This window comes from Salinispora sp. H7-4 (assembly GCF_013416675.1).
GTDB lineage: Bacteria > Actinomycetota > Actinomycetes > Mycobacteriales > Micromonosporaceae > Micromonospora > Micromonospora vitiensis.
This window is the reverse complement of sequence record NZ_JABZED010000016.1, coordinates 112,674-124,965: the sequence shown is the minus strand read 5'-3', so window position 1 is coordinate 124,965 and position 12,292 is coordinate 112,674. Positions and strand designations below refer to the sequence as shown.

8 protein-coding genes are annotated in these 12,292 nt (G+C 67.7%); 6 read left to right on the top strand and 2 right to left on the bottom strand.

Annotated elements, in window-relative coordinates:
- Positions 1-36 precede the first annotated feature (36 nt).
- Positions 37-855 carry a pyrroline-5-carboxylate reductase gene (gene proC, locus H0524_RS11625; RefSeq protein ID WP_180198660.1) on the top strand — a complete coding sequence of 273 codons (819 nt, stop codon included), beginning with the start codon at positions 37-39 and terminating at the stop codon, positions 853-855.
- 133 nt (positions 856-988) lie between these two features.
- On the opposite strand, the gene H0524_RS11620 is transcribed toward proC, so the two are convergent.
- Positions 989-5,272, bottom strand: a complete 4,284-nt coding sequence (locus H0524_RS11620) for a GH92 family glycosyl hydrolase (RefSeq protein WP_180198659.1) — start codon at positions 5,270-5,272, stop codon at positions 989-991.
- A gap of 304 nt (positions 5,273-5,576) precedes the next feature.
- On the opposite strand from H0524_RS11620, the gene H0524_RS11615 reads away from it, so the two are divergent.
- The 5 genes from H0524_RS11615 to H0524_RS11595 all read left to right on the top strand — a co-directional run bounded on the left by H0524_RS11615 (position 5,577) and on the right by H0524_RS11595 (position 10,947).
- Positions 5,577-6,818 (top strand): ABC transporter substrate-binding protein, encoded by a 1,242-nt coding sequence (locus H0524_RS11615; protein ID WP_180198658.1) that lies wholly within the window; start codon positions 5,577-5,579, stop codon positions 6,816-6,818.
- Between the two features lie 104 nt (positions 6,819-6,922).
- Positions 6,923-7,819, top strand: a complete 897-nt coding sequence (locus H0524_RS11610; protein ID WP_026322658.1) for a carbohydrate ABC transporter permease — start codon at positions 6,923-6,925, stop codon at positions 7,817-7,819.
- Entirely contained in the window at positions 7,816-8,709 is an 894-nt protein-coding gene (locus tag H0524_RS11605; protein WP_018726803.1) for a carbohydrate ABC transporter permease, read from the top strand. Before H0524_RS11610 ends, H0524_RS11605 begins: the two co-directional genes overlap by 4 nt.
- Position 8,710: 1 nt before the next feature.
- The gene (locus H0524_RS11600) at positions 8,711-9,988 is read left to right on the top strand and encodes an AGE family epimerase/isomerase (protein ID WP_180198657.1); all 1,278 of its coding nucleotides are present in this window, start codon (positions 8,711-8,713) and stop codon (positions 9,986-9,988) included.
- On the top strand, positions 9,985-10,947 hold the full coding sequence (locus tag H0524_RS11595) for a carbohydrate kinase (RefSeq protein ID WP_180198656.1): 963 nt from the start codon (positions 9,985-9,987) through the stop codon (positions 10,945-10,947). The genes H0524_RS11600 and H0524_RS11595 overlap by 4 nt, the downstream gene beginning before the upstream one ends.
- Positions 10,948-11,020: 73 nt before the next feature.
- Here the strand turns inward: H0524_RS11595 and H0524_RS11590 are convergent, their stop codons facing one another.
- Positions 11,021-12,037: a LacI family DNA-binding transcriptional regulator gene (locus H0524_RS11590; RefSeq protein ID WP_180198655.1), complete on the bottom strand. Its 1,017-nt coding sequence runs from the start codon at positions 12,035-12,037 to the stop codon at positions 11,021-11,023.
- Positions 12,038-12,292 lie beyond the last annotated feature (255 nt).

The following is a 12,292-nucleotide window of genomic DNA, read 5'->3' as shown; positions in this document are numbered from 1 at the left end:
ACCGCGCACCGGCCTACGCTGGAGGAGGTACGGCCGATGGCGGAAGCCGTGCACCCGGTCGCGGTCATCGGGGCTGGCAAGATCGGCGAGCTGGTGCTCTCCGGCCTGCTGCGCTCGGGCTGGCCGGCGGAGCGGCTGTTGGCCACCACCCGGCGGCAGGCGCGGGCCGAGGAGCTGGCCCTCCGCCACGGCGTGCGGGTGGTCGACAACCACACCGCGGTGGCCGAGGCCGAGGTGCTCGCGATCGCGGTCAAGCCGCAGGATGCTGCCGCGTTGCTGGACGAGATCGGCCCGAAGATTCCGGCCGAGAAGCTGGTCATCTCGCTCTGCGCCGGCCTGCCCACCAGCTTCTTCAGTCGGCGGTTGGCCGCCGGCACCCCGGTGGTGCGGGTGATGACCAACACTCCGGCCCTGGTTGACGAGGCGATGTCGGCGATCTCCGCCGGGGAGCACGCCACCGCCGCGCACCTGGCCCTGGCCGAGGAGATGTTCACCCCGCTCGGCGGGACCCTGCGGGTTCCCGAGTCGCAGCAGGACGCGGTGACCGCGTTGTCGGGTTCCGGGCCGGCGTACTTCTACCTGCTGGTGGAGGCGATGGTTGACGCGGGCATCCTGCTTGGCCTGCCCCGGCAGGTGGCCCACGAGCTGATCGTGCAGACCGCGATCGGTTCGGCGGTCATGCTGCGCGACTCCGGCGAGCACCCGGTCAAGCTGCGGGAGGCGGTGACCTCGCCCGCCGGCACCACCATCTCCGCAGTCCGCGAGTTGGAGAGGCACGGGGTGCGGGCGGCGCTGTTGGCCGCCCTGGAGGCGGCCCGGGACCGGGCCGGGGAACTGGCAGCCCAAGCCGACTGAGCGGCAACGGACACCGGGTGGGGCATGCCGCACCGGGAGTAGGCGCCGGCCGCGCTGACCATCACCGGCCGGGAGCGGGCCCCGAGGGCGCTTCCGGGGCCGGCCACTGTGCCAGCGGCCGGCCCCGGAATCGTTACAGGTCCCTGCACTGCCCGGAGGTAGGTCCCCGCACCGAGTTCGGCACCCCGTTGTCCGTGGGTGCGACAGTGTTGCGGGAGCACGACAGGGGTCCGCCGACCGATGCCGCCGCGATCACCGGCGCCTGGTTCTGCGTCAGGACCGCCGATCCGGCGACGGTGGTGCGTTCGATGCTCACCTCGCCGCTCACCCCGGACACCGCCAGCGCCCCTCCGAGCTGGACCTCCCGGAGCACCACCGCCTCGGCCCCGTTGGCGGCGACCGGACCGGAGATGGTCGAGTCAACCGCGTGGAGCGCGGCACCGGATCGCACCGTCACCGGCCCGTTGACAGTCGCCTCGGACAGGCACGTCACCCCGGAGTCGACCTTCAGCGGCCCCCTGATGGTGCCGCTCACCGTCGTCGTACACGAGGGGGAGGTCGTGGCGAGCAATTCGACCTCGGCGAGGACGGGGACGGAGTCGCCGCTCTCGGGCGTGAGCCGGTAGTGCAGGTACCGCCCGGGCCGGTCTACGGCGAAGGACCGGGTCTGCAGTCGCCAGGTGAACTCCGCACCGGCACGACTGTCGATGGTGGTCCAGGTGTCTCCGTCGTAGGAGCCCTGCAGCTGCCAGCCCACCGGGTCGGTCCCGGTGTCCGGCCCCGACGTGAGGGTGTAGTGCGTGACCCGCTCCGGTGCGCCCGCTACCGCCCACCGCACCGGCGCCGCCACCGAAGCCGAGGTGGTGGAGGTGTTGTCGGCCAGCGCCGCGGGACCACCGGTCACCGCGATGTCGGACATCGGTCGGGGAGCCGCACCGGAGGGGGTGAGGGACGGGGGGAGGTCCGCTTCGCCGCTGCCCCAGGAAGACGGCTGCGAGCCCATGGTGAAGTCCAGCACCGCGCCGCCGGCCAGCACCTCGTGTGAGATCGAGGTCTGGTGGTACGGCTGCCCGTTGACCTTGAGGCCCTGCACGTAGACGTTGTCGGCGCTGTTGTTGGGCGCGTTGACGACGATCTTCTTACCGTTGTCCAGGTGCACGGTGGCCTTCGTGAACAGCGGTGAGCCGATCACGTAGTTCTCGCTACCCACCTGGAGCGGGTAGAAGCCCAGCGCGCTGAACAGGTACCACGCCGAGGTCTCGCCGTTGTCCTCGTCGCCGGCGTACCCCTGGCCGATCTCACTGCCGATGTACAGCCGGGACAGCACCTCTCGTACGATCTTCTGCGTCTTGGCCGGCTGGCCGGCGTAGTTGTACATCCAGGGAATGTGGTGCGACACCTGGTTGCTGAAGCCCCACATGCCCATCCGGACGTCCCGCGCCTCCCGCATCTCGTGGATGATCCGGCCGTACGAGCCGGGGAAGGTCCCCGTCTCCGGCGTGGCAAAGAATTCGTCCAGCTTCTCGGCCAGCGCCTCCCGCCCTCCGTACAGGCTGGCGAGGCCTTCGCCGTCGTGCGGGACGTGGAAGGCGAAGTTCCACCCGTTGGTCTCGGTGTAGTCGTGCTCGTGCCCCCACACGTGCGGCTCGTACGTCTCTGGCGTCGACTTCCACTGCCCGGACGTGTCGCGTCCCTGGAAGAACTCGATCGCCGGGTCGAAGGTGTGCACGTAGTTGAGCGCGCGGCTGCGGAAATACTCCGCCTCCTCGCGGTAGCGGGACCGGTCGGCTTCCGGGGTCTCCGGGTCCTCGGCCAGTTCGGCGGCCATGTTCGCGATGCCGAAGTCATTGATGTAGCCCTCCAGCCCCCAGGAGACGCCTTCGGAGACCGCGGTCGAGGTGTATCCGTGGAAGATCGATTCCGGTAGGCCCTTCCGGCCAACGCTGCTGTTGTTGGCGTTCCCGGGTGGCACGACGGTGGCGTTGCGCACCGCCGCGTCGTACGCGGCCCGTACGTCGAAGTTACGCACCCCCTTGACGTACGCGTCGGCGAACGAGACGTCCGAGCTGGTGCCGGTCATCAGGTTCCGGTAGCCGGGGGCCGACCACCGCGACACCCAACCACCGTCCCGGTACTGCTGGACGAAGCCGTCAACGAGTTCACCGGCGGTGGTGGGGCTGAACAGCGCGTACGCCGGCCAGGTGGTGCGGTAGGTGTCCCAGAAGCCGTTGTTGACGTACACCTTTCCCGCTACCACGTCCGCGCCGGTCTCGGTTGGTGTGGTCCCCGGTGGCAGGGTGCTCGAGGTGGACGACTGCACCGCGTGCTTCCACACCGCAGCGGTTGCCGTTCCGACATTCTCATGGGCCGAGTTGGGGTAGAGGAAGAGCCGGTAGAGGTTGGAGTACAGGGTCACGAGTTGCTCGTCGGTCGCACCCTCGACCTCGATGACCTTGAGCTTGTCATCCCAGAGGTCCTGGGCACGGGCGCGGACGGTGTCGAAGGTGTCGTCTTCAGCGATCTCCAGCGCCAGGTTCTTCCGAGCTTGGTCGAGGGAGATCAGCGAGGTGGCGATCCGTAGTGTGACGACCTTCGACGTTGAGGTGTCGAAGGCCAGGTAGCCGGTCACGTCGTCGCCACCGCCACCGGTCAACCCACCGTGGGCGACGACGGGGCGGTCCACCGTGCCGTAGACGAACATCCGGGTGGCGCCGCTGCCCAGCCGGGTGTCGGAGTAGCCGGTCACGGTGCCGTCGGGGTTGAGGGTCAGGCCGCCCTGGTTGTTGAGGTTGTCGAAGATCAGGTTGCCGTGGTCCCCGGTGAAGGTGAATCGGAACATCGCCGCGTGGTCGGTGGGAGTGATCTCCGTCGTTAGCCCGTTGTCGAAGGTCACGCCGTAGTAGTGGGGCTTGGCGGTCTCGTTGACATGGCGGAAGGCCAATGCCCGCGCCGTTCTGTTGGCGTTCGGTTTGTCGCTGGTCGCTGCGGGCATGACCTGGAAGGTCTGCCGGTCACCGATCCACGGGCTGGGCTCGTGGCTGGCGGTGAACGCCTGGATCGTCGGCCGGTTGTCGGCGTTGTTGTCCCGTTGGTATTGGTAGACCCAACTGTTCGAGCCGGCGTCGGTCATCGGCGTCCAGAAGTTGAAGCCGTGCGGCACCGCGGTCGCCGGGAAGGTGTTCCCCCGGGAGAAGTCTCCGGTGGAGTTCGTCCCGCGGGTGGTCAACGCATAGTCGGAGAGCCGGTCGTAGGCGGGGCGCTCGGGGCTCCCGGTCACGCGGATGTCGTCCACCCAGCCCCGGAAGGCGCCGGGGCCGATGCTGCTGTCGTACCCGATCAGAATCCGGTCGATCCGCTTCCCCGCGGCCACCTCACCGAGGGACGATCGTTTGCTGTTCCACTGGTCGGCGTAGAGCGACTTGGTGGTCCCCTGCTTCGACGGGTGTAGACCGAAGCCGTACTGGTCAACCGGGTTCAGGTCACTGAGGTAGGTGCCGTCGTCGAAGGCCAGGTCGACCGCGGCGTAGGTGCTCGGATAGTCGAGATCGCCCTGGGTCAGCTCGGGGAAGATCAGGTACGACAGTTCGCTGGTCGCGGTGACGTCGATGGCAACATCGAAGATCTTGTTGTAGGCGTAGCCGCGTCCGTCAACGGTCTGTCCCCCCGAGTAGCGCAGCGCGTGTTCGCCGCTCCAGCCGGCGTTGGCCTTGGCGGTGGGGCTTCCCGCGGGCCCGTTGTCCACGACGCTGTACATCGGTGTCGGCGGCTTCGGGGTGGTGTCGCCGTTGGAGAGCTGGAGATCCGCCAGCTGGACGATGTCTGCGCCGTGGTTGGCCGTGATGTCCAGGCGGTAGTGCGAATACTCGGTGTCGTTGCTGAACCGGTACTCCCTGGTCTGGAACCGTTCGGGGAAGTCCTGCCCGGTCTGGGCGTCGAGGGTGACCCAGGTGTCGCCGTCGGTTGACCCCTGTAGCTCCCAGTCCTGCGGGTCCCGCTCCGGTCCGTCGTTGGCGGAGGTGAGCGCGTAGTGCACCACGGTTGCCGGTGTCTCAAGCTGGGCCTGTACCCAGCCGGTGGGCTCGAAGACCAGCCACTTGGTGGACGCGTCATTGTCGATTACCCGCCGGACGGTTTCGTTGGGCGGGTTGTCGCCGTTGGCGGTTACCTCGGCAATCGTGTCATTGATGTTGCCGGGGATTCCGCCGGAATCTGGATTCCCGGTTACGCCGGACATCTTGGGTCTTCCGGCCGCGTCGGTTTCCACGGTGTTGGTCCACGTCGGCTGCGAATCGTCGGAATCGAACGAGGAGAAGAAGTCGGTGTCGAGCGACGGTGCCGCCGCTGCTGGCAGTTGGGTGCCCGGTATTGCCAGGCCAACCGCGAGCACGGTGGCGATCGCCCTCCGGTGTCTGCCCACGTGATCCTCCAGGGGGTCGTCAAGCGTGCGGGGGTCACGCTTGAGGGTCGGAGAAAGCGTGTCGGCAGTAGACAACGTTGTCAATAGGTTGGTGAATGTCTCGGGCGGCTTCCGGTGGCGCGATTCATGATCGCCGGGTCGGAGTGGCGGCAATAGGAGAGTAAAGCGGTTTTTGGCGGGTCGCCTCGTGATGTCATCGTTACTTTTTCGTAGCTGGGCCGACGTTGACGAGGACTAGCCGCAGCGAAAGTGTGGTGGCTCTCAGACAACGATGTCATCCCCAGCGGGAGGAAGCATGGGCAGGATGCGTAGGGCGGCCGTCGCCGCGGTTGGGACGCTCGCGTTGCTGTCGCCCGCCGCTTGCGGTGGTGCCGACAGCGGGGCCGACCAGGAGGTGGAGGTCTTCACCTGGTGGGCCGACGGGGGTGAGAAGGCCGGCCTCGACGGTCTGGTCGACGCCTTCGACAAGCAGTGCGACTACTCGTTCGTGAACGGGGCGGTGGCCGGCGGCGCCGGTTCGAACGCCAAGCAGGTGCTGGCCTCCCGGCTCCAGCAGGGCGACGCTCCGGACACCTTCCAGGCCCACGCCGGTACCGAGCTGTCGGACTACATCGCGGCCGGCCAGATCGAGGATCTCAGCGCCCTGTACGAGGAGTGGGGCCTCACCGAGGCGCTGCCGCCGGGCCTGCTGGAGAACCTCAGCGTGGACGGCAAGGTCTACTCGGTGCCGGTGAACATCCACCGGTCGAACGTGCTCTGGACGAACAAGTCGGTCCTGACCGACGCCGGAATCACGGCCGAGCCGACGACGCTGGCCGAGCTCTTCACCGCGCTCGACACGTTGCAGGCCGCGGGCGTGGACGCACCGCTCGCGATCGGCAAGGACTGGTCCCAGCTGATGCTGCTGGAGGCGGTCCTGATCAGTGACCTCGGCCCGGAGAGCTTCACCGGCCTCTGGACCGGTGCGACCGACTGGAACAGCCCCGAGGTCACCCAGGGTCTGGAGAACTACCGGCGGCTGCTCAGCTACACCAACACGGACCGGGACACCTACGACTGGACCGACGCCGGCAAGCTCCTCATGGACGGCAAGGCCGGCTTCTTCCTGATGGGGGACTGGGCGCCAAGCGACTTCGAGACCAAGGGCTTCACCGACTTCGACTACCTTGCGTTCCCGGGTAACGGGGACACCTTCCAGTGGCTGGCCGACTCCTTCGTGCTGCCGCAGGGGGCGAACAACCCCGAGGGCACCAAGTGCTGGCTGAAGACGGTCGGCAGTGCCGAGGGACAGCAGGCGTTCAACATCAAGAAGGGCTCCATCCCCGCCCGTACCGACGTCACCGAGGCCGACTACCCTGCCTACCAGCAGTCGGCCATCCAGGACTGGAAGACCGGCACGCAGGTCCCGTCCTGCGCCCACGGTGCCGCCTGCTCGCAGGGCGCCATCGAGGCGGCGAACTCCGCGATCGGCAAGTTCTCCAGCGACCAGGACCTGGCGGGGCTGCAGCAGGCGATGTCCGCCGCCGCCGCGCTCAGTAAGAACTAGAACGGCTCGCAGTTCCGGTAACCGCACGGCTGGCGCTCTCGCGCGGTCGTGCGGTTACCGGTCCCGGTTGACACTCGTCCGTCCGAACCCACCAGGAATCTGCCATGCTTACTCGCGTCCGGCGATGGGGACCCGGCCTTCTGCTGCTCTCCCCTTCGTTACTCCTGCTTGGAGTATTCGTCTATGGCCTCATCGGTTGGACGATAAAGGTCTCGATGTCGGATCGGCACACTGCCGCCGAGTCGGACGGATTCGTTGGACTGAGTAACTATGTTGATCTGTTTACCAACGACATCAACGGCCGGTTCCTGCACTCCCTACGGAACCTGCTGATCTTTACCGTCGTATTCCTGCTCGGCACGATGCTGTTGGGCCTGCTCTGGGCGTTCCTCCTGGAGCGCGGGGTTCGGGCAGAGGGGCTGTTCCGGACGGTCTACCTGTTCCCCATGGCAGTCTCGTTCGTCGCCTCCGGCGTGGTCTGGCGATGGCTGATGAACTCCGGGCAGGGCGACGACGCTGGCGGCCTGAACGCGATCTTCGGGCAGCTGAATCTTGACTTCCTGCAAAACCCTTGGTGGACCGACCCGGAATGGGGCATGGTCGCCATGGCGGTCCCGGCGATCTGGCAGCTCTCCGGCTATGTCATGGCGCTGTTCCTTGCTGGGTTCCGCGGTATCCCGGCGGAGCTTCGCGAGGCGGCCGCGGTCGACGGGGCCAGCACCTTCCAGCTCTACCGGCGGGTCCTCTTTCCGCAGCTGACCCCGGTGGCGCTCTCCGCGTTGATCATCGTCGGGCACATGTCCATGAAGATGTTCGACCTGATCATGTCTGTCTCCGGCGCCCAGTGGCTGACCGAGGTACCGGCCGTCTACGTCTGGCAGACCCTGTTGACCAGTGACTACGCCAAGGCCTCGGCGATCTCGGTGATTCTGTTGCTGCTGGTCGCGCTGGTCATCGTGCCCTACCTGGTGCAGACGATGAGAACGGAGCGACGTTCGTGACCACCACGACCACTCAGCGGACGTCCCCACCGGCCGTCGCGGCGCCGCCCCCACCGCGTCGCCGTCCCGCCGCCGGCGTAGTCGGGCGTACCCTCCGGTACGGCGTGCTGCTGCTCTTCCTGCTCATCGTGCTGATGCCGGCGTACGTCCTCGTCGTGACCAGCTTCAAGTCGGGCTCTGACATCGGCGTGAACGGGCAGTGGAATCTGCCCGAGCAGTGGAGCACCGAATCGTGGGCCAAGGCGTGGGCGGCCCTGGGCCCGTCGTTCGTCCGGACCTTCCAGCTCGCCATTCCGGTCGCGTTGATCTCTTCGCTGCTCGGTGCGGCGAATGGCTTCGTCCTGTCCCGGTGGCGGTTTCCCGGTGCGGACATCGTGTTCACCCTGATCCTGTTCGGGATGTTCATCCCTTACCAGGCGGTGATGATTCCGCTGCGGGATGTGGTCAGCACCCTCGGTATCGCGCCGGGTATTCCTACGCTGATCTTCGTGCACTGCGTCTACGGCATCCCGATCTGCACGCTCATCTTCCGTAACTACTACGCCACCACGGTGCCGGTGGAGATGGTCGAAGCCGCGTGGGTCGATGGTGCGGGCCTCATCCGTACCTTCCGGTCGATCATCCTGCCGGTGTCCATTCCGGGCTTTGTGGTCGCCGTGATCTGGCAGTTCACCTCGGCCTGGAACGACTACCTGTTTGCTATCTTCCTCTCCAACACCCGTAATGGGCCGATCACGATCGCGCTCAATGCGCTCGCGGGAGCTCAGTCCCCCGACTACGCGGCCTCGATGGCCGGGGCGCTGATCACCTCGCTGCCCACTCTGGTTGTCTACGTACTCCTGGGTCGCTGGTTCATCGGTGGCCTCATGGCGGGATCGGTGAAAAGCTGACATGACCGAACATCTCTCCGGCCGGCGGCCGACGCGAACCGACCCGACCCCGGACACCGCCCATCAGCAGCTCCTCGCCAACCAGCGCGACGCGCTGCTGCGCGCCGCCCGCGCCTCGGTTCGGCCCGAGGGAGGTTTCTGGTGGTTGGGCGAGCACGGCGCACCCGACCCGCGCCAGCCGCTGCACACCTGGATCGCCTGTCGGATGACCCACGTCTTCGCCCTGGCACACCTACAACAGACCCCGGACACCGCCGACGTGGTCGACCACGGCGTCGCCACGCTGCGCAGTACCCTGCGGGACGCGCAGTACGGCGGTTGGTTCAGCGCCGTGGAGCTGGGTGGGGAACCGGTCACGGACCGGAAGTCCGCGTACGAGCACGCCTTTGTCCTGCTCGCCGCGAGCAGCGCGGCCCGCGCCGGCCGGCCCGGCGCCGACCAGCTTCTGGCCGAGGCGATCGCGGTGGTGGGCGAGCGGTTCTGGGACGAGAACGCCGGTCGGACCCGGGAGTCGTGGAGCCGGGACTTCTCCGAGCTGGAGCCCTACCGTGGTGCGAACAGCAGCATGCACATGGTCGAGGCGTTCCTGGCCGTCGGGGAGGTCACCGGGGACCGCCGCTGGGCGCAACGCGCACTGGCGATCTGTGAGCACCTGGTCCACGGGGTGGCCGCCCGACACGACTGGCGGCTGCCCGAGCACTTCACCGCCGACTGGGAACCGCAGCTGGACTACAACCTGGACCAGCCCGCGGACCCCTTCCGGCCGTACGGGTCCACGGTAGGCCACTGGCTGGAGTGGGCGCGACTGCTGCTACACCTCGAGACCGCGCTCGTTGCACCACCGCACTGGCTGCTCGAAGACGCACGTGCGCTCTTCACCGCGGCGGTCACCCGGGGCTGGTCGGTGGATGGGGCGGATGGATTTGTCTACACCCTCGACTGGTCGGACCGGCCAGTGGTTCGATCCCGGATGCACTGGGTGCTGGCCGAGGCGATCGGGGCGGCGGCGACCCTCTGGCGGCGCACCGGCGACCACTACTACGAGCACTGGTACCAGACCTTCTGGGACTATGCCGTCCGCCATCTCATTGATCCGAAGACCGGAGAGTGGCACCACGAGCTGGACGAGCTGAACCAGCCGGCGAACCGGGTCTGGCACGGCCGCCCCGACGTCTACCACGGCTACCAGGCCGTCCTGCTGTCCCAGGCACCGATAAAGCCCAGCCTCGCGGGTCTGTACGACCCGATGGGGACCGATCAGGTGGAGGTAAACCGGTGATCGCGGTTGTTGGCGAGGCGCTGGTCGACCTGGTCGCCGAGGACACGGCCGGGAGCTACCGCGCCGTACCCGGCGGTTCACCGGCCAATGTCGCACTCACCCTGGCCCGGCTCGAGCAGCCGGTCCGGCTGCTCGCCCGGCTCGGTAGCGACGGCTTCGGCCAGCGGATCCGGGGCCACCTGCACGCCAACGGAGTCGATCTGACCTGGGCGGTTTCCGCGGTCGAGTCAACCTCACTGGTGGTCGCCACGCTCGACGACTCCGGCCAGGCCACCTACCAGTGCTACCTGACCGGGACCGCCGACTGGCAGTGGACCACGGCCGAGCTACCGAGCTTCGAAGACACCGGGCTTACTGCCCTGCACTCCGGCTCCCTGGCACTGGCCCTGGCACCGGGCGCGGCGGTGGTGGAAGATCTCTTCGCCCGGGAACGGGACCGCGGGGCGCTCACCCTGTCGATCGACCTCAACCTGCGCCCCACCATCATCCCCGACCGCATCGGGGAGCAGCGCCGGGTGGAGCGACAGGTGCGCTCCGCGCACCTGGTCAAGGCGAGCGAGGAGGACCTTGACTGGCTCTACCCAGACCGCACCATCGAGCAGGTCATGGCCGAGTGGCGGGCCGCCGGGGTGGCCTGCGCGGTGGTGACGCGCGGCGCTGCCGGCAGTTGTCTGCTGGCACCGGACGGGGCGATGTACCGACAGCCAGCCCGGCGGGGCGAGGTGGTCGATACCGTCGGTGCGGGCGATTCGTTCACCGGCGGCCTGCTCGCCGCCCTCGCGGACTTCGGTGCGCTCGGCGACCAGCCCGGTGCCCGTCTCGCGGCCGTCACCCCGAACCAGTGGCGCCAGGGGCTGCACCAGGCCAGCACCGTCGCCGCGCTCACCTGCGGCCGGCGGGGGGCTGACCCACCCGCGCTCGCCGATGCCGTAGCGGCGTTCCCCCCGGGGCCAGCGTAGCGATCTGGGCCCGGCCGGCGGGAGCGTCGGCCGGACCTCGTTGTGCGCGGCGGGTCCCGGCGGCGGGTTGCCGTCAGCGCCGGCCGCGGTGAACCAGCTGGGTCGGCAGGACCGTGGTCGACGGCCACGACCGGTCTCCACCGATGCGTTCGAACAGTTGCTCCGTCGCGATCCGTGCCAGTTCACGTTGGTCGTGGGCGATGACGGTCAACGGTCGCGGCATCAGATGGGACAGTTCAAAATCGTCGAAACCAACCAACGCCGCGTCGCTGCCTCGGCCATGAAGCTCCTGGAGTGCGCCGAGGGTGAGGCGGTTGTTGGCGCAGAAGAAGGCGGTGGGCCGGTCGGCGAGGCCGAGCATGTCGGCCACCGCCCGGCTGGCCTGCTCTGGACCCGCTATTCCACTCCGCACCATCGCCTCGTCGTACGGGATACCGGAGCCCGACAACTCGGCCTGTACGCCGGCCAGTCGCTCCCGCATTGTGTAGACGTTCAAGGAACCCAGCAATAGGCCGATCCGTCGGTGCCCGGCGTCGAGTAGTGAGCGGATTCCGGCGCGACTTCCGCCCTGGTTGTCCAGGAGGACCACATCGGCGAGGAGCTGTCCGGGTGGTCGGTCGACAAACACCGCCGGAAGGCCCATCTCCACCTCCCGGCGAAGAAAGGAGTGGTCTGTTCCGGCGGGAACCACGAGCAGGCCGTCCACCCGGCGCTGGACCAACTCCAGCAACAGCGCGCGCTCGCGGTCCGGGTCCTCCTCGGAGGAGGCGGTGATCAGCAGTGTCTGGTGTGCCGCCGCGATCTCCGCTGCGACACCCGCGACTGTCGCGTAGAACGGGTTGGCAATTTCTTCGATGAGTAGGCCGATCGTCGCGCTGAGCTCCTGGGATCGGAGATTGCGGGCGATGCCGTTGCGCCGGAAGCCCAACTCGGAGACGGCAGTCATCACTCGTTCGGCAAGTTCGGGGCCGACGGTTGGCTCGTTGTTGACCACGCGGGAGACGGTCTTCAGACTCACGCCGGCACGTCGCGCGACATCCACCATCGTGGGCCGTCGAGGCTGGGGCAGTTTGGCCGGGTGATGCAGCATGCGCCGTCCTTGTCGGCCCGGGTCGCAGGCTCGATGGGATGGACCGAAAGATAGCTGGACTTTACCAATCGCGCTACTGCGAACCAAACCGCTTCAGCGTATGTGCGAAACAGTCTTCCCGCGGGCGGGAAGGGCTCCCTTCCGGGTGTGCGCTTCCGAGTGTGCGCTTCCGAGTGTGCGCTTCCGGGGACGCTACTTCGGGACAGGCTGCTGGAGCAAAAGTGAATTTTCCGTCATGCGTGGCATTTCCAGCTT